At 63.7% G+C, this 18253-nt stretch carries 25 protein-coding genes and 1 pseudogene; 20 read left to right on the plus strand and 6 right to left on the minus strand.

The features are described 5' to 3' along the window. Positions 1-25: 25 nt before the first annotated feature. The 7 genes and pseudogenes from V1479_RS24780 to V1479_RS24810 form a co-directional block, all read left to right on the plus strand. The gene (locus V1479_RS24780) at positions 26-403 is read left to right on the plus strand and encodes a hypothetical protein (protein ID WP_368805193.1); all 378 of its coding nucleotides are present in this window, start codon (positions 26-28) and stop codon (positions 401-403) included. Then, a complete protein-coding gene (locus tag V1479_RS24785; protein WP_368805194.1) occupies positions 400-1644 on the plus strand; it encodes an NnrS family protein in 1245 nt (414 codons plus the stop codon). Before V1479_RS24780 ends, V1479_RS24785 begins: the two co-directional genes overlap by 4 nt. A 147-nt stretch (positions 1645-1791) precedes the next feature. After that, a complete protein-coding gene (napE, locus tag V1479_RS24790; RefSeq protein WP_368805208.1) occupies positions 1792-1959 on the plus strand; it encodes a periplasmic nitrate reductase, NapE protein in 168 nt (55 codons plus the stop codon). Between the two features lie 2 nt (positions 1960-1961). Continuing rightward, complete coding sequence (locus V1479_RS24795; protein ID WP_368805195.1) at positions 1962-2267, plus strand: chaperone NapD; 306 nt, start codon at positions 1962-1964, stop codon at positions 2265-2267. After that, positions 2264-4765, plus strand: coding sequence for a periplasmic nitrate reductase subunit alpha (napA, locus tag V1479_RS24800; protein ID WP_368805196.1), 2502 nt, complete (start codon positions 2264-2266; stop codon positions 4763-4765). Before V1479_RS24795 ends, napA begins: the two co-directional genes overlap by 4 nt. Continuing rightward, complete coding sequence (locus V1479_RS24805; protein ID WP_173194016.1) at positions 4738-5235, plus strand: nitrate reductase cytochrome c-type subunit; 498 nt, start codon at positions 4738-4740, stop codon at positions 5233-5235. The genes napA and V1479_RS24805 overlap by 28 nt, the downstream gene beginning before the upstream one ends. Beyond that, positions 5236-5919: pseudogene (locus V1479_RS24810) on the plus strand (cytochrome c3 family protein); the annotation flags it as partial. Positions 5920-6041: 122 nt separating this feature from the next. On the opposite strand, the gene V1479_RS24815 reads toward V1479_RS24810, so the two are convergent. From V1479_RS24815 to V1479_RS24825, 3 genes are read right to left on the minus strand one after another with little or no spacing between them, the layout of a single operon-like run. After that, positions 6042-6335 (minus strand): DUF6522 family protein, encoded by a 294-nt coding sequence (locus tag V1479_RS24815; protein ID WP_368805197.1) that lies wholly within the window; start codon positions 6333-6335, stop codon positions 6042-6044. Beyond that, the gene (locus tag V1479_RS24820; RefSeq protein ID WP_173193765.1) at positions 6328-6549 is read right to left on the minus strand and encodes a hypothetical protein; all 222 of its coding nucleotides are present in this window, start codon (positions 6547-6549) and stop codon (positions 6328-6330) included. Before V1479_RS24820 ends, V1479_RS24815 begins: the two co-directional genes overlap by 8 nt. 56 nt (positions 6550-6605) lie before the next feature. Then, positions 6606-7049: a pseudoazurin gene (locus tag V1479_RS24825; protein WP_173194010.1), complete on the minus strand. Its 444-nt coding sequence runs from the start codon at positions 7047-7049 to the stop codon at positions 6606-6608. 139 nt (positions 7050-7188) lie between these two features. Between V1479_RS24825 and V1479_RS24830 the strand changes: the two genes are divergently transcribed. Further along, positions 7189-7887: a Crp/Fnr family transcriptional regulator gene (locus V1479_RS24830; RefSeq protein ID WP_173194008.1), complete on the plus strand. Its 699-nt coding sequence runs from the start codon at positions 7189-7191 to the stop codon at positions 7885-7887. 27 nt (positions 7888-7914) lie between these two features. Here the strand turns inward: V1479_RS24830 and V1479_RS24835 are convergent, their stop codons facing one another. The 3 genes from V1479_RS24835 to V1479_RS24845 are packed head-to-tail and all read right to left on the minus strand — an operon-like array spanning position 7915 to position 9366. Continuing rightward, on the minus strand, positions 7915-8778 hold the full coding sequence (locus V1479_RS24835) for a DUF6544 family protein (RefSeq protein WP_368805198.1): 864 nt from the start codon (positions 8776-8778) through the stop codon (positions 7915-7917). A 59-nt stretch (positions 8779-8837) separates the two neighbouring features. Next, positions 8838-9107, minus strand: coding sequence for a DUF6455 family protein (locus tag V1479_RS24840; RefSeq protein ID WP_368805199.1), 270 nt, complete (start codon positions 9105-9107; stop codon positions 8838-8840). 1 nt (position 9108) lies between these two features. Then, positions 9109-9366: a DUF1858 domain-containing protein gene (locus tag V1479_RS24845; protein WP_312860709.1), complete on the minus strand. Its 258-nt coding sequence runs from the start codon at positions 9364-9366 to the stop codon at positions 9109-9111. A gap of 176 nt (positions 9367-9542) precedes the next feature. Here V1479_RS24845 and V1479_RS24850 point away from each other — a divergent pair, with 176 nt between their 5' ends. Genes V1479_RS24850 through V1479_RS24905 form a run of 12 tightly spaced genes read left to right on the plus strand, consistent with a single transcriptional unit; the run spans position 9543 to position 18012 of the window. Further along, the gene (locus V1479_RS24850; RefSeq protein WP_368805200.1) at positions 9543-9989 is read left to right on the plus strand and encodes a group III truncated hemoglobin; all 447 of its coding nucleotides are present in this window, start codon (positions 9543-9545) and stop codon (positions 9987-9989) included. Position 9990: 1 nt separating this feature from the next. Beyond that, positions 9991-10470, plus strand: coding sequence for a DUF4149 domain-containing protein (locus V1479_RS24855; RefSeq protein WP_368805201.1), 480 nt, complete (start codon positions 9991-9993; stop codon positions 10468-10470). Between the two features lie 3 nt (positions 10471-10473). Next, positions 10474-10929, plus strand: a complete 456-nt coding sequence (locus V1479_RS24860; protein ID WP_368805202.1) for an Rrf2 family transcriptional regulator — start codon at positions 10474-10476, stop codon at positions 10927-10929. A 34-nt stretch (positions 10930-10963) separates the two neighbouring features. Further along, positions 10964-12598: a cytochrome-c oxidase, cbb3-type subunit I gene (ccoN, locus tag V1479_RS24865; protein WP_173194530.1), complete on the plus strand. Its 1635-nt coding sequence runs from the start codon at positions 10964-10966 to the stop codon at positions 12596-12598. A 3-nt stretch (positions 12599-12601) separates the two neighbouring features. Then, positions 12602-13354, plus strand: a complete 753-nt coding sequence (gene ccoO / locus V1479_RS24870) for a cytochrome-c oxidase, cbb3-type subunit II (protein WP_368805203.1) — start codon at positions 12602-12604, stop codon at positions 13352-13354. 10 nt (positions 13355-13364) lie between these two features. Next, entirely contained in the window at positions 13365-13538 is a 174-nt protein-coding gene (locus V1479_RS24875; protein ID WP_173193995.1) for a cbb3-type cytochrome c oxidase subunit 3, read from the plus strand. After that, entirely contained in the window at positions 13526-14407 is an 882-nt protein-coding gene (gene ccoP / locus V1479_RS24880) for a cytochrome-c oxidase, cbb3-type subunit III (RefSeq protein ID WP_173193993.1), read from the plus strand. Before V1479_RS24875 ends, ccoP begins: the two co-directional genes overlap by 13 nt. After that, positions 14404-14592: a hypothetical protein gene (locus V1479_RS24885; protein ID WP_173193991.1), complete on the plus strand. Its 189-nt coding sequence runs from the start codon at positions 14404-14406 to the stop codon at positions 14590-14592. Before ccoP ends, V1479_RS24885 begins: the two co-directional genes overlap by 4 nt. 11 nt (positions 14593-14603) lie before the next feature. After that, the gene (locus tag V1479_RS24890) at positions 14604-15422 is read left to right on the plus strand and encodes a DUF2189 domain-containing protein (RefSeq protein ID WP_173193989.1); all 819 of its coding nucleotides are present in this window, start codon (positions 14604-14606) and stop codon (positions 15420-15422) included. 3 nt (positions 15423-15425) lie between these two features. After that, on the plus strand, positions 15426-17678 hold the full coding sequence (locus V1479_RS24895) for a heavy metal translocating P-type ATPase (protein WP_368805204.1): 2253 nt from the start codon (positions 15426-15428) through the stop codon (positions 17676-17678). Next, entirely contained in the window at positions 17675-17881 is a 207-nt protein-coding gene (gene ccoS / locus V1479_RS24900; protein ID WP_173193987.1) for a cbb3-type cytochrome oxidase assembly protein CcoS, read from the plus strand. Before V1479_RS24895 ends, ccoS begins: the two co-directional genes overlap by 4 nt. Further along, positions 17881-18012, plus strand: coding sequence for a hypothetical protein (locus tag V1479_RS24905; protein WP_368805205.1), 132 nt, complete (start codon positions 17881-17883; stop codon positions 18010-18012). Before ccoS ends, V1479_RS24905 begins: the two co-directional genes overlap by 1 nt. Positions 18013-18253 lie beyond the last annotated feature (241 nt).

The following is an 18253-nucleotide window of genomic DNA, read 5'->3' on the forward strand; positions in this document are numbered from 1 at the left end:
CCGTCCTTCGCAAGGAGACAACCAAATGCGTAGTCACGTCCGCAGAACTCCATCCCACCTCGTCCAGCCTTTCGAGAACATGCCGTCGCTCGTCGAAAGGCTTCGGCGAGAGCTATCGGAAGCGCGCCTCGACTGCGGCTGCCAGGAGACAGCAAACAAAATGCTCGACCGTGTCGACGCCGAGGACGAACTGGTGCGGCGGGGTGCGGGACTCGCGGACGCAAGGCGCATGCGTGACGCCATCGTGATCGTGCTCGCTCTTCTGGGAGAACTGGACGAGTTGATGCCTGACGAGCCCGACGGCTCCGCATTCATGGAAATCGCCGACCTGTTCGATGACGTATCCGGCTTCGCGGCGGCCGGCGCGCAGGCAGCCCGGAAGGCTGCGGGAGGAGGCCGATGAGCGCCGAGGCCGCTTCAGCAGGGATCGACAGGTCGGTCCTTCGCACCCTGCGCAAGGCCGGCGACACGTCGCGAGATGGGCGGGGCCGCGTAACAGGCATGCCTCCGATACTCCAGTACGGGTTCCGACCGTTTTTCTTCCTGGCCGCTCTGCACGCGGGCGTTGCCATCCCGGCATGGCTCTCGATGTACTTCACCGGACAGGCCCTGCCAGGACCGTTTCCCGGCCTGTACTGGCATGCCCACGAGATGGTCTTCGGCTACCTGCAGGCCGTCGTCGCAGGGTTCGTTCTGACGGCCATCCCCAACTGGACGGGTCGGCTGCCTCTGAGCGGCTGGCCGCTGGCCGCGCTGGTCCTGCTATGGACTGCGGGGCGTGTGGCCTGCGCCGGTCTTCCTGACCCCTTGGTGGCGATGGCCGTCGACGTCACGTTTCCAGCCGTTCTGGCTTTCGCCGTCTGGCGGGAAGTCCTGGCCGGCCGCAACTGGAAGAACGCGCCCGTGGCCGTCATGATCTCCCTCTTCGGGATGGCGAACGTACTTGACCACGCCGCGAACCTCGATCTCGTCACACCCGGCGTGGGGCTTCGCCTGGCCTTGGGCTCGATTGCCATGCTCCTGGCTCTGATTGGCGGCCGCATTGTTCCGAGCTTTACACGCAACTGGCTTGTCAAGCAGCGCTGCACCAAGCTGCCCGCGAGCTTCGGTCTGCTCGACAAGGTGGCCCTGGGCACTACCGCCGCCGCCTCCACGGCTTGGGTCGCCGTGCCGGACGAAACCTTCACCGCATTTGCGCTTATCCTCGCAGGAATACTGCTGGGCGCGCGGCTGGTGCGCTGGCGCGGCCACAGAACGGCTGTCGAGCCGATCGTGCTCGTCCTTCATGTCGGCTACGGCTGGCTTGCCGTGGCCTTGGCATTGCTGGGATTGGCATCCGTCGAGGGAATCCCTGAAAGTGCCGCATTGCACGCGCTGACTGCCGGCGCGATCGGGACGATGACTCTGGCTGTCATGACCCGTGCCAGCCTTGGCCATACCGGACGCGAGATCGCCGCAGACCGGACCATCGCCGCCATGTACATCACGGTCACCGCCGGAGCGGCACTGCGGGTTGCAGCGCCCTTCGCCGGCGACGGGTATGCTCCGGTGCTGATTGCAGGCGGAGCACTGTGGAGCACGGCTTTCATGCTGTTTGCCATCCGGTACGCGCCGATCCTATGGGGTCGCCGCCGCGGGGTGTGATGCATCGAGCCGCCGACCGACAGTAAATTGGGTATTGAAAATACCATTTAAAACGCTAGCCTGCACTGCGAGGCTGGCGCATGCGACCAGCAGTCCAAGGCACATGATGAGGAGGTCATGACCCAGGACAGCGACAACACGCTCTCGATGCCGCAGGCTCCGCGATCGAAGGTCAGACGGCGCGAATTGGTCGCGTTCCTCGCGCTCGCCTTCGGGATCTGGCCCATCGTTGCCGTGGGCGTGGTCGGCGGTTACGGCTTCCTCGTGTGGATGTTCCAGATCGTCTACGGGCCGCCCGGCCCTCCGGGAGGCTGACGATGTCCAACCGCACTGCAGTGACACGCAGATCATTCCTCACGGGCGCGTCCGTGGCCCGGCATCACATATCAAGCGCCGTCGTCGTGGCCTTCCCCGCAAGGCGTGAGCAAATCGCAAAGCAGCTCGCGGAAATCGCCGGCGTGGAAGTCCATGCCGGCGAAGGCAGCCGCATCGTGGTGACGATCGAGGGATCGAGCAGCGGCATGCTCGGCGAGACGCTGGTCCGTATTTCTTCGATGGACGGCGTGATCTCCGCGAACATGGTGTTCGAGCATATCGACGAACAGGAGGGGCACGTGACATGACGACTTCGATCACGCGCCGCGAACTCCTGAAGGCACACGCTGCCTCGCTGGCCGCTGCTTCCGCGGGCATCGCGCTTCCTGCGGCTGCCCAGCCGGTGCCCGGCGGCGTGGAGGCGCTGGAGATCAAATGGTCGAAGGCGCCCTGTCGTTTCTGCGGCACCGGATGCGGCGTGATGGTCGGCGTCAAGGACGGTCACGTCGTCGCCACCCACGGCGACATGCAGGCCGAAGTCAATCGCGGCTTGAATTGCGTGAAGGGCTACTTTCTCTCCAAGATCATGTACGGCGAGGACCGTCTGACGACCCCGCTGATGCGCAAGCGCGGCGGCGTCTACGACAAGGACGGCGAGTTCGAACCCGTGTCCTGGGACGAGGCCCTCGACCTGATGGCGGAAAAGTGCAAGGCGGTGCTCCGTGAGAAAGGGCCGGAGGCCATCGGCATGTTCGGCTCGGGCCAGTGGACGATTTTCGAGGGCTACGCCGCCACCAAACTGATGCGGGCAGGTTTCCGCTCCAACAATCTCGACCCCAATGCCCGCCACTGCATGGCTTCGGCCGCGGTGGCCTTCATGCGCACCTTCGGCATGGACGAGCCGATGGGTTGCTACGACGATTTCGAGCACGCCGACGCCTTCGTGCTGTGGGGCTCCAACATGGCGGAGATGCACCCGATTCTGTGGACCCGGGTCGCCGACCGCAGGCTGGGACATCCGCACGTACGCTGCGCGGTGCTGTCGACCTTCACCCATCGATCGATGGACCTTGCCGACATACCGATCGTCTTCAAGCCCGGCACCGACCTTGCGATCCTGAATTACATCGCGAACCACATCATCCAGACCGGTCAGGTCAACGAGCAGTTCGTCCGTGATCACGCTGTGTTCATGAGCGGTGCGACCGACATCGGATACGGGCTTCGTCCCGACAACCCGGTGGAAGTGGCGGCCAAGGGCGCCCAAGACCCGGGCAAGACCGAGCCGATCGACTTCGACGCATTCAAAGCGATGGTCGCCGACTACACGCTCGACATGGTGTCGGACCTCTCCGGCGTTGAGCCTGAGTTCCTGAAGGAGTTGGCCGAGCTCTACGCCAATCCCGACGTGAAGGTGATGTCGCTTTGGACGATGGGCTTCAACCAGCATGTCCGGGGCGTGTGGGCCAATCAGATGGTCTACAACATCCACCTTCTCACCGGAAAAATCTCCGAGCCCGGCAACAGCCCTTTCTCGCTGACGGGCCAGCCTTCGGCCTGCGGCACCGCGCGCGAGGTCGGCACCTTCGCGCACCGATTGCCGGCCGACATGGTGGTGACCAACCCGGAACACCGTCACCATGCCGAGGAAATCTGGCAGCTGCCGCAGGGGCTGCTTCCGGAAAAGCCCGGTTTCCACGCCGTCCAGCAGGACAGGATGCTGCACGACGGCAAGCTCAATTTCTATTGGGTCCAGGTCAACAACAACGTCCAGGCCGCACCCAACAGCTCGAACGAGACGTATCCGGGCTATCGCAACCCAGATAACTTTATCGTCGTCTCCGACGCCTATCCGACCGTCACCGCGCTATCGGCCGATATGATCCTACCCGCTGCGATGTGGGTTGAAAAAGAAGGGGCTTACGGCAACGCCGAGCGACGGACTCACGTCTGGAGACAGCTTGTGAACGCCCCGGGCGAGGCTCGCTCGGACCTGTGGCAGCTCACCGAGTTTGCCAAGCGCTTCACCACCGACGAGGTGTGGCCGTCCGACCTCCTCGACGCCAATCCGGACTACAAGGGCAAGACGCTGTTCGACGTCCTGTTCCGGAACGGCAAGGTCGACCGCTTCCCGCTTTCGGACCTCGATGCCGAGTATGAGAACCGCGAATCCCGGGAATACGGTTTCTATCTTCAGAAAGGTCTGTTCGAGGAATACGCCGAATTCGGACGTGGCCATGGCCACGACCTCGCGCCCTTCGACACCTACCACGAGGTGCGTGGCCTTCGCTGGCCCGTCGTCGCCGGCAAGGAAACGAAATGGCGCTACCGTGAAGGTTTCGATCCCTACGTGAAGCCGGGCGAAGGGGTGAAATTCTACGGCAGGCCCGATGGCAAGGCCGTCATCCTCGCCGTGCCCTATGAGCCGCCGGCTGAATCTCCAGACGACGAGTTCGACGTCTGGCTGGTGACGGGACGTGTGCTTGAGCATTGGCATTCCGGCTCGATGACCATGCGGGTGCCGGAGCTCTACAAGGCGTTCCCGGGTGCAGTCTGCTTCATGAACGCCGACGACGCTCGCCGGCGCGGCATCAACCAGGGAGCCGAGGTGCGCGTGGTCTCCCGGCGCGGGGAGATCAGGGTCCGCGTCGAGACGAGGGGGCGCAACCGCATGCCTCGGGGCGTGGTCTTCGTTCCCTGGTTCGACGCGAGCAAGCTGATCAACAAGGTGACGCTCGACGCCACAGACCCGATCTCCAAGCAGACGGATTTCAAGAAATGCGCAGTCAAGATCATCCCCGTCTGAGGCGTCGTGTGCGCGCCATCCTCGTCGCGGTGCTCGCCGTCGCGGCCGGCTCGGCGGCATTCGCGCAGATGAGCGCCGAAATCGTTCCGCCGCTCACCGGAGCGGGTCAGCCCATGGAGGAAGTACCCGCCGGACCGATCCCGAAGTGGACCGTCGACGACATCCGCAGGATGCGGGCTTATCCTGACCAGCCTCCGGTGATTCCACATTCGATCGAGGGCTACCAGCTTTCCGTCAATACGAACCGCTGCGTGTCATGCCACAAGCGCGAGTTCACGGAAGGCTCGGGAGCGCCGATGATCAGCGTCACGCACTACATGACGCGCGAGGGACAGATGCTCGCGGACGTTTCGCCGCGCCGGTACTTCTGCACGGCCTGCCATGTCCCCCAGGCGGACACCGCGCCGCTCATCGGCAACACCTTCACCGACATGAGCGAGCTGGGCGTCGGCCATGCGGGGGACGAATAGATGTGGTCACGCCTGAAGGCGTTGGTCGCCTGGGCATGGGGCATCGTCGCAACTCCAGCCGCGACGCTCAGCCTCGGCTTCCTGACGCTTGGCGGCTTCCTCGGCGGTGTGATCTTCTGGGGCGCGTTCAACACCGCCCTTGAGCTAACCAACACGGAAGAGTTCTGCATCTCCTGCCACGAGATGGAAAACAACGTCTATGAGGAGCTGACGCGGACCGTCCACTTCTCGAACCGCTCAGGCGTGCGCGCGTCCTGCCCGGACTGCCACGTGCCGCACGAGTGGACCGACAAGATCGCCCGTAAGATGCAGGCGTCGAAGGAAGTCTGGGGCAAGATCTTCGGCACCATCAACACACGTCGCAAGTTCCTCGACCACCGCCTCGAACTCGCCCAGCACGAGTGGGCGCGGCTGAAGGCCAACGACAGCCTCGAGTGCCGCAACTGCCATTCGTCCGTGGCGATGGACCTCTCCAGGCAGACAGAGCGCGCCGCGACGATCCATACGCGCTACCTCCTGTCCGGCGAAGCGACCTGCATCGACTGCCACAAGGGCATCGCGCACGAGCTGCCGGACATGGAAGGGGTGGATCCAGGCTGGAAGGTTCCCCCAGAGCTCCAGGGGGACGAACTACCAGAGGCGTCTGTGTTCGACAGGCTGGAGCGGCTGGCCCATTCCCCGCACCGGACCATGTGGAGCCTGGACGAAGAGCTGTCCGCCATGTCCATGGATTCGATTGCCTCTGCCCGGGGCGGAACCAGCTCCGCCGGAGCAGCTGCCGAGTAGGTGTCTCCGCCTGTCAATGTCTATCCAATGGGTGATCGGATAGGCCTCGGCCTTCCATGGTCCAGCCTCAGGCGCTGAAGCACCTGACCCGCCCCGTCTACGATCACCCGGAACCTGAGGTTTCCGTGCCAGAACGTCAGGCGGACACGCCCGTCATCCTCCCCAGTGCCGCGTTCGAAGCGGGAGGTGATGGATCCGTCGCGGAGCATCGAGGGGACGGCGTCGGGGCGCAGCCGAAGCCCTTCCGCCACCAGTGCGGCGTCGACGGTCACCCCACCGTCCTCGAAAATGACATCCAAGTGGGCCTCAGCCATCGGCCGACCCCGCGTGCGAGGCCGTCGCAACGAGCCAGTCCTCAAGTAGTCGCCGGTCCTCCTTCGAGAAGGAAGACCGGCGCACCAGGTCGGCAAACGTGTCGTCCGGATGGCAGCGTTCGTACTGCCGCAACGTCTTCCCCATGATCGCGGCGTCGTGCCTCTGCGCATCTCGACCGTTCGCGCGGGCTGCTTTTCCATCCGGCCTGGTCATCGTCCGCCTCCTAGCCCGGATCCCTCGACATCCGGGCATTGGTGAAGCATTCACGGCTACTTTGCCGCGACCACCTGGCCGAACAGCTCGGCGAACACGGTCTTTGCCTTGCCCGCCTGCTTCACGGCCTTGGCATCCTCGACGTTGACGGGCTGGCCCACTTCGATGAGGGCCACCATGCCCATCGCGTAGTGCGGTGCGCACTTCACGCCATAGACCCCTTCCGCCGCCAGCGTGATCTCGAAAGTCTCGTTGAACTTGCTTTTGAAGGCCTCTGCGCCCTCGGGTAGCATTCCCTTGATCGTCTCGACGTTATGGCCCTTGTCAGTCGGCACGAAGCGGATCGTGTCCCCCGGAGCCGCCTTGATGAAGTCGGGCTCGAACACCATGTTGCCCTTCTCGCCCTTGTTCAACATCATGACCTCGAACTCGGCAGCTCCGGCCGCTCCTGCTGCGATGACTGCGGCGCCGAGCGCCAGGGCTGCTATGATCCGTTTCATTTTTCTGTCCTTTCTTGGTACCCGGCTGCGATCGCCGTTGCATTCGTGATACCTTCCCGAGGCGATATGCTGTTTGCGCCAGAGCAAACAGCAGCTAGAAACCGTATCGGAAGCAGTGCCGGAGACCGCTGGAATCAGGATGACGTTGGACAGGAGCCTTATCGCCGGACTACCCGCGTTCGCGGATCTCGACGGTCCCGGACTCGACGCCGTGCTGGCCCGGGCGCGGTCGTCGCGCTTTCCCAAGGATTCCGAAGTCTTTTCTCAGGGCGGGGAAGCAGCTTCCTTCTTCCTGCTGCTGGCGGGCCACATCAGGGTCGTGCGGACCTCGCCCGAAGGCCATCAGGTGATCGCGCGCTACATCAACGAAGGCGAACTTTTCGGAATCGCCGTGGCGATGGGACGGAGCACTTATCCAGCGTCCGCAGTTGCCGCGGTCGACTGCGTCGTTCTCACCTGGCCCAACGCCGCGTGGCCTGATCTTCAGGCCCGCGTCCCCTCCTTCGCTGCGAGCGCATACCAGACAATCGGCTCGCGGCTGCAGGACACGCAGGCGCAGGTCATGGAGATGTCGACGCAGCAGGTGGAGCAGCGGATCGCGCATGCCCTGCTGCGGATCGTCAGCCAGTCAGGCAGGAAGACCGAACAAGGCATCGAAGTCGACTTTCCGATCACGAGGCAGGACATTGCCGAGATGACGGGAACGACGCTTCACACGGTGAGCAGGTTGCTCAGCGCCTGGGAAGACGAAGGCCTCGTGAAGGGCGGGCGCCAGCGGGTCGTCGTGACAAATCCGCACGGCCTCATGGTCGTGGCGGAGAACCGTCGCAGGAAATAGGCCTCGGGCGCCGTCCGCGTTTGGCAGTCAGGGCTCTTCGATGAACCTGATGCTGAGAACACGGGCTCGATAGAACGGGAAGTAGTCCGGCGTGCCGATGAAGTTTCCCCCTTCGATCCGCGTCGGCAGCATATAACCATCAAAGGAGCGGAACTCGGAGAGCCTGCCCCCGAATGGCTGAATCCGGTATTCCCTCTGGGGGTTGGCGTTGCTCCACCGCGGAATGACGACCGTGTGGGGCCGTCCTTCCTCGTCGACCGAAACGTCGACCGACTGGACCATGTCGCGATAGCTGACTGTGGCGCGCGCTGTGTCAGGGCTGACGGCTTCCCACTCGACTCCTTTGCCAGGCAGCAGTGCGGCGGGCGCGAAGAAGACCGATTCAGCGACGACGCGTCCGAACGCCGACCGGGCGTGGTCCGGATTGCCTCCTTCCCGAACAACCGGAATCGACTGCAGGAGCCAAAACCGGACCCACGACCGCGATCTGTCGAAACCATCCGACCCTGACAAGGACATCAACCCCAATCCCGCGTCCACCTTCCACACAAATCCGCGCGGGGGCGCGATGACCTGATGGCCCCTCATGGCGAGATAGCGAGGGTCGGATCTGTCGCCAAGGCCGATCTCCCCTTCCATCTCGATTTCCGCGACGGTCCGAATCGGCACGCCCCCTCCGATCGTATAGAGAAAATAGCGACGGGCGGGCTCTGGCAGCCCGTCGACCATGGAGCGATCGAACTCCGCCACATCCTGCACCGAATCGGACCAGAGCGACTTCCACAGGGTATTAGCGTTCCGCTGATCGGACATGCGCAGCACCGTCAGCGCCACGACCGCGGCGATCACGACTGCCAACGCCCACCAGACGATTCCTGCCAGGATGACCATCGGCCTGCCTTTCTTTCCCGCAGAGGCCTCCGACGAAGCGCCGTCGCATCAGATGGGGGTCAAGCAACCGACGCCGCGTGGGTGCCGCCCGCGCTGGCATATTTCGCATAGATGCCCCGGTTGGGACAGAAGTCGGGAATGTCAGTTCGTCCCGCAGCCAGCCAGACGCGGCAATCGTCGCCGTGACGGCAAAGAACGCAGCGCCAGATCGCGTTCCGCATGTCGTTTTCCGCAGCGAAGCCGCCCTCGGCCATATTGACGCGGCCCCGCGCCATGATCTCGCCGGACTGATCCAGCCTTGCTTGTACCCGTCCCATGATGTTCATCATCTCACCTCGCTCCGGTTGTTTCGAACACCGACGGCCCGCTCACCAGGTCGTCGTTCGTCATGGCTGCCAGAAGCTCGCGCGAGACTGTCTCCTCATCGAGGCGGTGTGCGTCACACGCGTCCGTCAAATTGTGGAACACGCCGATCGGGCAGCCGATGCACAGCATCCGGTGTCGAATGAACACCCGGATCGTGGCAGGCCATCGTCGCATGATCTCATCGACCGTCATGTCCGGGTCGATCGTCAGTGGTGGTTTCACGTCCAGCATCTCCAAAGAACACCATATGACCACCTCGGTGGCGTCCGAACTTTGCGCCGGCGCAAACAAATCGACGGTACGCAGCGTTTCGCGCCAGCCGCGACATCAGCGCACTTGCGATCGGAGGAGCTGGCTCGTAAAAGTGGCTAAAGAGATGCCACTTTTTGGTGACCGCCATGATTCCTGCCGCAAGAGATGCCATCCGACCGCAGCCCGAGCAGCCGCTCGTGCATCCCCTCATGGACCGCGCGTTCATCGGCGCGCTTGTCAGGGACTTCTATTCCCGCGTGCGCGCCGATAGCCGCCTGGGCCCGATATTCGCTTCGGAAATCGACGGCGACTGGGAACCCCACCTGGAGAAAATGACCGACTTCTGGTGCTCGGTGATCCTGAAGAACGGCGCTTACAGCGGCAGACCGGTACCAGCTCATCTCAAGCTGAAACAGGTGCGGGAGGAGGACTTCGATATCTGGCTCGGCATTTTCAAACAGACGGCAACAGAACTCTGCGAGCCGGCGGTCGCTGCCGTCTTTGTCGAGCGCGCCGAGCGCATCGCCCAGAGCCTAAAACTTGCAATGTTCTACCGACTTTCGGCTCCCGGCACGTCACCCTCGGAGAGCTAAGATGCCCCTTCGCTCCACCGATCCTTTTCCCGACGCCGTGACCGCCTTTGTGGCAACAGCCTGGTTGGGCATGCTGATTGGCGTGTCGTTCCTTGCGACGCCTATTAAGTTTCAGGCTCCTTCACTGGCGCTCCCCAGTGCACTTGAAGTGGGACAAGTGACCTTTGCTGTGTTTTCAAAGGTGGAATGGGGTCTATCTACGTTCCTCGTCATAGCCACTTTCATTCCAAGAGCACCACGTGCGGAGGTGGTGCTGTCTTTTGCGGCCGTTCTAATCGTTCTGACACAGGCGCTTTGGCTGCTGCCTGCTCTCGACGCACGTGTCGATGCAGTTCTTTCTGGCCAGCCGATGCCGCCCTCTGCCCATCATCTGCTCTACGCGACGCTGGAAGCGAGCAAGGCAACGGCCCTGGCTGCGGTCGCATTGGTGGCACTATTCAGGCTAGGTTGGCGGGACAAGCCCCAGACGAGCGTGGAATAAGCGATGAAACTGACCCTCTACACCGATTACTCACTGCGCATGCTGATCTTCCTCGCATTGCGCGAAGGGCGATCCACGACTGTGTCCGATATCGCCGATGCGTACGGTCTCTCACGTAATCACCTTCTGAAGGTCGCGCTGAATCTCGGCCGCCTTGGCTATGTCAGAACGACCCGAGGCCGGTTAGGAGGCATCGCCCTTGCCCAGCTGCCAGAGGACATTAACCTCGGTGATGTCGTGCGCGGAACCGAGGACGGATTCGCGATGGTGGAATGTCAGCGGTCGGATGGCGGGACGTGCGTCATATCGCCGGCGTGCAGGTTGAAGGGCATTGTCGGCAAGGCCGTTGAAGCTTTCCTCGCGGTGTTCGATGCTTATACTCTGGCGGATATCGTCGCAAATCGAACATTGCTCGAAGCGTTGTTGGAAACACCTTCAACCCCACCCAGGGCCGCATGAGGCAGGTTATCCAGTACAGCATGGAGGCAACATGATCGAACAGCTCACGTCCAGCGAGCGGCAGAACGCAGCCATTATCCTTCTCACCCTTGCTGTTGCTGGAGCCGCACTCGCCATACTAGGCCGGAATGACACTCTGGGCGTTCATGGCGTGATTATCATGGTGTTCGCGGGCGCGCTGCTCTATCTGGTTCTTTCTTCCTTCTATGGCCCCGAGCCAAACGAGGACCGGGCCGCATCCTACTACGACGATCCGATCAAGGTCGGCATCGTGCTTTCGATGGCCTGGGCCGTGTTCGGCATGTTCATGGGTGTCTGGGTTGCTGCCCAGTTGGCCTGGCCCGAACTGGCCTTCGACGCCGCATGGTCTTCCTTCGGTCGGCTTCGTCCGGCCCACACCAGCGGCGTGATATTCGGCTTCGGCGGCAATGCGCTGATCGCGACCTCATTCCACGTTGTCCAGAGGACATCGCGTGCGAGGCTAGCGGGACAGGTCAGCCCGTGGTTCGTGCTGCTAGGCTTCAACCTGTTCTGTTTGCTCGCCGTTTCCGGCTACCTCCTCGGCGTAACCCAGTCGAAGGAATATGCCGAGGCCGAGTGGTACGCCGACTTGTGGCTGGTGATCGTGTGGGTGACCTACTTCGTCCTCTACATTGCGACGATCGCACGGCGGAAGGAACCGCACATCTACGTCGCCAACTGGTACTTCATGGCCTTCATCCTGGTCGTGGCCATCCTCCATATCGTCAACAATCTGGCGGTCCCGATCTCCTGGGGGCACGCCAAGAGCTACACGATCTGGCCGGGCGTGCAGGACGCGATGGTGCAGTGGTGGTACGGGCACAACGCGGTCGCCTTCTTCCTGACGGCAGGCTTCCTGGGGATGTTGTACTACTACCTGCCCGTGCGGGCACAGCGCCCGATCTTTTCCTATCGGCTTTCGATCCTCAGCTTCTGGGGCATCACCTTCTTCTATATGTGGGCCGGCTCGCATCATCTGCACTACACCGCCCTGCCCCACTGGGTACAGACGCTCGGAATGACCTTCTCGGTCATGCTGCTCGTGCCGTCATGGGCGTCGGCGGGTAACGCGCTGTTGACCCTCAACGGCGCCTGGCACCGGGTGCGGGACGATGCGACGTTGCGCTTCATGATGGCAGCGGCCGTATTCTACGGGCTTTCGACCTTCGAGGGCTCGTTCATGGCGATCCGCCCGGTCAACTCGCTCAGCCACTACACCGACTGGACCGTCGGTCACGTCCACGCAGGGGCGCTCGGCTGGGTAGCGCTCATCACCTTCGGCTCGCTCTACACACTGGTGCCGAGCCTTTGGAAACGCGAGCGCATGTACTCGGCCGCGCTCGTCGAGGTCCATTTCTGGCTCGCGATCGCGGGAACCCTGATCTACGTCTTCGCGATGTGGAATTCGGGCATCATCCAGGGGCTGATGTGGAGGACGTACACGGAGGAAGGCGCACTTGCCTATTCGTTCGTCGACAGCCTGGTCGCCATGTATCCCTACTACATCGCCCGCGCCTTCGGAGGCCTTTTGTTCCTCATTGGCACGATCATCGGCTGCTACAACATCTGGATGACGGTCAGGGCGGCCCCGCTCGCCGCCACCCGCTCCGATGCGCCTGTCCAGCCAGCGGCCGTTCCGGGAGAATGATTGATGCCTGAACTCTTCCATCGCAAGCTCGAGCGCTCGGCCATCGGCTTCGTTCTCGCGATCATTGCAGCAGCCAGCGTCGGCGGCATCGTCGAGATTGCGCCGCTGTTCACAATCGACGAGACCGTCGAGGAAGCCCCCGACATGCGGATGTACACGCCGCTCGAACTGGCCGGGCGCAACATCTACGTCCGCGAGGGTTGCTATGCCTGCCACAGCCAGATGATCAGGACGCTGCGCGACGAGGTGGAGCGCTACGGCCCGTATTCGCTGGCGGTGGAGTCGCAGTACGACCGCCCGATGCTGTGGGGCTCGAAACGGACCGGTCCGGACCTTGCCCGCGTCGGCGGCAAGTATTCGGACTTCTGGCACGTTGCGCACCTCAACAATCCGCGGGACGTCGTTCCGGAATCCAACATGCCCGCCTATCGCTGGCTGGCACGCACGCCGCTCAGGATGAAAGACCTGCCCAAGCATCTGGCGGCGCAGCAATCATTGGGCGTGCCCTACACCGACGAGATGGTGGAGAACGCCGCGCGCGACGCCTACGGCCAGGCCACCCCGGACACCGAATTCGCTTCCGGCGTGACCGAGCGCTACGGCCAAGAAACCACCGTCAACGCCTTCGACGGCGTCGCCACGCAGGTCACGGAGATGGATGCCCTCGTGGCCTACCTTCAGGTGCTGGGCCGCCTGACCAACGCCGCCTACACGGATACCGCGGCCACCGAGCAGCCATCGGATCCGGAAGACTAAGGAGGCAGACATGGACTTCTCTTACGAAACGCTGGTCGCCTTCTCCAAGAGCTGGGGCCTATTCTACATGATGGCGTTTTTTCTGGCCGCCTGCGTCTACGCCTTCTGGCCGAAGAACAGGAAGCGGTTCGACCGGGCCAAGCACAGCATCCTCGAACGGGACGACACGCCATGGCGGAAGTAGAACGCGACCCCGTCACTGGACGCGAGACGACGGGCCACGAGTGGAACGGCATCAAGGAACTGGATACGCCTGTTCCTCGCGGGGTGCTAATGTTCCTGATCGTCACCCACGTGTGGGCGATCTTCTGGTGGTTCATGGTGCCTGCCTGGCCACTTGGCGTAACCTATACGAAGGGCCTGCTCGGTATCGACCAACAGACGACTGTCGAGGCGCGGGTCCTCGACGGCCAGCAGCAGCGCTCTGTCTGGACGACGCGGCTGGAAAACGAACCCTATGACACGATCCTCGCCGACGAGGCGTTGATGCGGACCGTGCGCGACACCGGGCGGCAGCTGTTCGGCGACAACTGCGCTGCGTGCCACGGTCGCGACGGCAGGGGCCGCGCCAACTATCCCGACCTGACGGACGATGACTGGCTGTGGGGTGGCGGCCCGGAGCTGATCGAGCAGACGATGCGCGTCGGCATCAACACCGCGCATCCAGAAAGCCGGGTCGCCCAGATGCCTGCCTTTGGCCGCGACGAGATGCTCGACCGCGAACAGGTCCGCAGCGTCGCCGCCTATGTCTATTCGTTGACGCACCCCGACTATTCCACACCGGAGAACCTCGATCGCATCAACACCGGCCGCGAGGTCTTCGCCACCACCTGCGCCGCCTGTCACGGCGACAGCGCGCAGGGAGACGTGGAAGTCGGCGCGCCGAACCTGACCGATGCCTACTGGGTCTATGGCGGCGATCTCGATACGATCATCGCATCCGTGCATGGCGGCCGTCAGGGTCACATGCCGACCTGGGACGAGCGGCTGAGCAAGGCTGAGATCAGGACGCTGGCAGTCTACGTCCACGATCTCGGGACGGCGCAGCCATGAGGGGACGCGCGCGGCTCCCCGGCGGATGGCTGCCATGGGTCCTTGTCCCGGCGGGCCTTCTGCTCTTCGCTGGCGCGAACGCGCACCTCGTCTACGTCGCGTTCCAGTCGCAGCCGGAATGTGTCGAACATCTGAAGTCCGCCGACGGCGATGGTGGCTACCGCGCCGCCAAGTCGGCCTGCTGAGGGAGGAAATCATGGGCGAAGCCGACAAGGGATACTGGCTGCTCAGCGAGACGTCTGGCATCGGCGAGACCCGCGACCCAGCCCTTCAGCGCGACCTGCCACTGCTCGAGGGCCAGCGCTGGCTTGCCGCTGGGTGGCGTGATTTCTGGAACGGCGCCTCGTCGAGCCTCGCATACGGCCTGGGCGTCTTCGTGCTGTCCGTGCTCTTCGTCTGGACGCTCGTCGGCTTCGGCAGGGATTACATCCTGTTCCCGGCGCTGGCGGGTTTCCTGATCGTCGCCCCCTTCCTTGCCATTGGGCTCTACGAGAAGAGCCGCGCAATCGGGGAAGGCAGGCCAATCACACTCGGATCGATGCTGCGCGTCAGGCCAAGGGCTGGAGCCCAGGTGTTCTTCACCGGGCTCCTGCTCAGCCTTTTGATGCTGCTGTGGACGCGCGCCGCCGTCCTGCTCTGGTCGCTGTTCTTCGGGGTCACCGCCTTCCCGGGCCTCGACCATGTCATCGGTATCCTCCTTGGCACGCCCTCCGGCTGGGCGATGGTCGTCATCGGCACGGCCATAGGCGGCCTGTTTGCCGCATTCGCCTACTCGGTCAGCGTCTTTGCCGTTCCCATGCTGCTTGATCGCCGCGTCGACGCGCTCACCGCCATGGGCACGAGCGTGAAGCTCGTCTGGAACAACCTGCCTACGATGATCGCCTGGGGAGCCATGGTCCTAGGGCTCTTTGCCGTCTGCGTGGCGACGGGACTGGTCGGCATGATCGTCATCTTCCCGCTTCTCGGGCACGCTACATGGCATGCCTACAAGGCCGTCGCGCGCCCGGAGGAATGAGCCTTGAGCTGCTGCGCGCCCGGAACCGAAGCGGCCCTCGAAATCGGACCTGGCCGCCTTCTCGATGACCGCGAGATCCTTCTCGCCAGTCGTGACCTCGGTGACGGCACGTTGCAAACCGACCTGTCGGTTCCGGCAGCGCACTGCGCCGGATGCATCCGGACCATCGAAGGAACGCTCGCGAGACTGGAGGGCGTCGTTTCTGCACGGGTCAACCTGTCCGCCAGACGCGTCGCCGTGAAATGGCGGCGAGAAACCGGCGTACCTCCGCTGGTCGATGTGCTACGGGGCGCGGGATACGCCGCCAGCCTGACGGAGGCTGCAGACAGCTCCGCCGATCCCGAGATGGCGCGGCTCCTGCGGGCTACTGCCGTGGCGGGCTTCGCGGCAATGAACATCATGCTGCTCTCTGTCTCGGTCTGGTCAGGTGCTGGCAACGAGACGCGGCAAGCCTTCCATGTAATCTCGGCCGCGCTGGCTCTTCCCGCGCTGATCTATTCGGGACGCATCTTCTTTCTGTCTGCCTGGGGCGCGTTGCGCGTCGGACGCACTAACATGGACGTGCCAATCAGCGTCGGCGTCCTGCTCGCATTTTTCATGAGCCTCTACGATACCGTGGCGGGAGGCCCGCACGCCTATTTCGACGCGTTGACCTCGCTACTGTTTTTTCTGCTGGCCGGACGGACCGTCGACCGGGCGATGCGCGGACGTGCCCGCGACGCGGTCAGGTCGCTCGCCAGGATGATGCCGCGCGGGGCGACGGTGGTCGCGCCGGACGGCGGCCGCGAGTATCGTGAGACCTCGGCGATCGGAGCCGGGGAAACAGTTCTCGTTCTTGCCGGCGAACGGGTGCCCGTCGACGGAACCGTCGTGTCGGGCACCGCTTCGCTGGACCTGTCGGTCGTGACCGGCGAGTCCGCCGCTGAACAGGTCGGTCCGGGATCGCAGATCCTGTCGGGTTCGCTCAACCTCGACGGGCCGCTGACCGTAACCGTGGACCGTCAGCAGAAGGATTCGTTCCTCTCCGACATGGTGCGGCTGATGGAGGCGGCCGAAGGCGGCAGGGCGCGCTACCGCCGCATCGCCGACCGGGCCGCCTCGCTCTACTCCCCTGTCGTCCATGGCGTCGCCTTTACGGCCTTCCTTGCATGGCTCTGGGCCACCGGGGACATGCACAGGTCGCTAACGGTCGCCATCGCCGTCCTGATCATAACGTGCCCGTGTGCTTTGGGGCTCGCAGTTCCGATGGTCCAGGCGGTCGCAGCGCGGCGGCTGTTCTCGTTCGGATTGACGCTCAAGGACGGGGCTGCGCTGGAACGGTTGGCGGAGGTCGACCACGTCGTCCTAGACAAGACCGGCACGCTGACGGAGGGAATGGCCCGGGTGATGTCATTCACCGTGCCCGAGCGCGAACTGGGGGCCGCCGCCGCGCTTGCCCGAATGTCGCGGCATCCTGCCTCGCGGGCAGTGGCCGCGCTTGCGCCCGCGCCTTCGCTGATCGTCGAGGACGTGCGCGAGACGCCAGGAAACGGCATCGAAGGCAGGATAGCGGGCCGAACCTACAGGCTTGGCCGCCAGGACTGGGTTGGTGCTTCAGCTGCCAGCCAAGTTCCTGCCGCGTCCTGGCTCTCCGTCGACGGTCGCGTGCTGGGCGGCTTCGAGATCGCCGACACGCTGCGGCCCAGCGCCTGCGAAGCGGTGAGGCAGCTGCGTCGGCTCGGACTATCTGCAGAAATCCTGTCGGGCGACGAAGAGGAGGCGGTCGCCGAGGCGGCAAGTACCGCGGGGATCGATCAGGCGAAGGGACGCATGCTTCCCCGCGACAAGGTCGCTCGCCTCGAAGCCCTCGCATCTCATGGCCGCAAGATCCTCATGGTCGGCGACGGGCTCAACGATGCCCCCGCTCTCGGCGCGGCCCACGTTTCGATGGCGCCCTCGTCGGCAGCCGATGTCGGCCGGAACGCAGCCGATCTGGTCTTCCTTGGCTCCAGTCTCAACAGCGTGCCGGAGGCGATCGTGGTCGCGCGCCAGGCGAAGCGGCTTGTTACGCAGAATATCGGGCTCTCGATCGCCTATAATGCGATGGCACTGCCGCTTGCGCTCGCAGGATACGTGACCCCCCTTGTTGCCGCGGTGGCAATGTCGACTTCGTCGGTTCTGGTCGTCGCCAACGCACTGCGCCTTGCAGGCCGAGGCGGAGCGCCATCACGCGACGGGACCGCCTGGAAGTCGCTTCGGCTTTCGGAGGCGACATGAGCCTGTTGTCGTGGCTGGTCCCGCTTGCGCTGGGCATGGGGCTTGTTGGCCTGATCGCCTTCCTGTGGTCAATGAGGAGTGGGCAGCTGGAAGACCTGGACGGCGCGGCCGAGCGAGTTTTGCTGCACGAGATAGACGACGCACCGCTACGGGATCGGAACGATCGTGAGCGCACCAACGTTGCGGAAACAGGGAGCGAATGATGCGCGAGCATACCGACAGGAAGTTCGACTGGGTTGCGGCGCTCGCATTCGGTTCGGGCGTAGCCGTGATGGTACCCAGCATGATCGCTCTGGCAGTCGCGTCGATGGCTGTGCTCGCTCTGCTGTTCTGAGAGAGCAGCAACACGCACAGCTGCCTCTGGATGCCCGGAATCGTCGAGCTGGTCATTGCATGAAGCGTAGTCGGCGCTATTGTGGGACTTGGAAACGCTTGAGTTCGTGCCGTGCCCACTTCTCGAATGGACAGGACATCATCGCGGACCCGCATCCGGTTCATGAACCACGCGGGCAGCCTTATCGCATGCATCTAGCCCTGGCGCGGCCGCAAGGCCGTCGACCGGGGGCCGGAAATCC

This window comes from Neoaquamicrobium sediminum (assembly GCF_040970315.1).
GTDB classification, from domain to species: Bacteria; Pseudomonadota; Alphaproteobacteria; order Rhizobiales; family Rhizobiaceae; genus Aerobium; species Aerobium sediminum.

What these genes read in the sequence shown, in the direction of transcription:
- V1479_RS24780 (WP_368805193.1), top strand. Translation starts at nt 26, where the DNA reads ATGCGTAGTCACGTCCGCAGAACTCCATCCCACCTCGTCCAGCCTTTC.
- V1479_RS24785 (WP_368805194.1), top strand. Translation starts at nt 400, where the DNA reads ATGAGCGCCGAGGCCGCTTCAGCAGGGATCGACAGGTCGGTCCTTCGC.
- napE (WP_368805208.1), top strand. Translation starts at nt 1,792, where the DNA reads ATGCCGCAGGCTCCGCGATCGAAGGTCAGACGGCGCGAATTGGTCGCG.
- V1479_RS24795 (WP_368805195.1), top strand. Translation starts at nt 1,962, where the DNA reads ATGTCCAACCGCACTGCAGTGACACGCAGATCATTCCTCACGGGCGCG.
- napA (WP_368805196.1), top strand. Translation starts at nt 2,264, where the DNA reads ATGACGACTTCGATCACGCGCCGCGAACTCCTGAAGGCACACGCTGCC.
- V1479_RS24805 (WP_173194016.1), top strand. Translation starts at nt 4,738, where the DNA reads ATGCGCAGTCAAGATCATCCCCGTCTGAGGCGTCGTGTGCGCGCCATC.
- V1479_RS24815 (WP_368805197.1), bottom strand. Translation starts at nt 6,335, where the DNA reads ATGGCTGAGGCCCACTTGGATGTCATTTTCGAGGACGGTGGGGTGACC.
- V1479_RS24820 (WP_173193765.1), bottom strand. Translation starts at nt 6,549, where the DNA reads ATGACCAGGCCGGATGGAAAAGCAGCCCGCGCGAACGGTCGAGATGCG.
- V1479_RS24825 (WP_173194010.1), bottom strand. Translation starts at nt 7,049, where the DNA reads ATGAAACGGATCATAGCAGCCCTGGCGCTCGGCGCCGCAGTCATCGCA.
- V1479_RS24830 (WP_173194008.1), top strand. Translation starts at nt 7,189, where the DNA reads ATGACGTTGGACAGGAGCCTTATCGCCGGACTACCCGCGTTCGCGGAT.
- V1479_RS24835 (WP_368805198.1), bottom strand. Translation starts at nt 8,778, where the DNA reads ATGGTCATCCTGGCAGGAATCGTCTGGTGGGCGTTGGCAGTCGTGATC.
- V1479_RS24840 (WP_368805199.1), bottom strand. Translation starts at nt 9,107, where the DNA reads ATGATGAACATCATGGGACGGGTACAAGCAAGGCTGGATCAGTCCGGC.
- V1479_RS24850 (WP_368805200.1), top strand. Translation starts at nt 9,543, where the DNA reads ATGATTCCTGCCGCAAGAGATGCCATCCGACCGCAGCCCGAGCAGCCG.
- V1479_RS24855 (WP_368805201.1), top strand. Translation starts at nt 9,991, where the DNA reads ATGCCCCTTCGCTCCACCGATCCTTTTCCCGACGCCGTGACCGCCTTT.
- V1479_RS24860 (WP_368805202.1), top strand. Translation starts at nt 10,474, where the DNA reads ATGAAACTGACCCTCTACACCGATTACTCACTGCGCATGCTGATCTTC.
- ccoO (WP_368805203.1), top strand. Translation starts at nt 12,602, where the DNA reads ATGCCTGAACTCTTCCATCGCAAGCTCGAGCGCTCGGCCATCGGCTTC.
- V1479_RS24875 (WP_173193995.1), top strand. Translation starts at nt 13,365, where the DNA reads ATGGACTTCTCTTACGAAACGCTGGTCGCCTTCTCCAAGAGCTGGGGC.
- ccoP (WP_173193993.1), top strand. Translation starts at nt 13,526, where the DNA reads ATGGCGGAAGTAGAACGCGACCCCGTCACTGGACGCGAGACGACGGGC.
- V1479_RS24885 (WP_173193991.1), top strand. Translation starts at nt 14,404, where the DNA reads ATGAGGGGACGCGCGCGGCTCCCCGGCGGATGGCTGCCATGGGTCCTT.
- V1479_RS24890 (WP_173193989.1), top strand. Translation starts at nt 14,604, where the DNA reads ATGGGCGAAGCCGACAAGGGATACTGGCTGCTCAGCGAGACGTCTGGC.
- ccoS (WP_173193987.1), top strand. Translation starts at nt 17,675, where the DNA reads ATGAGCCTGTTGTCGTGGCTGGTCCCGCTTGCGCTGGGCATGGGGCTT.
- V1479_RS24905 (WP_368805205.1), top strand. Translation starts at nt 17,881, where the DNA reads ATGCGCGAGCATACCGACAGGAAGTTCGACTGGGTTGCGGCGCTCGCA.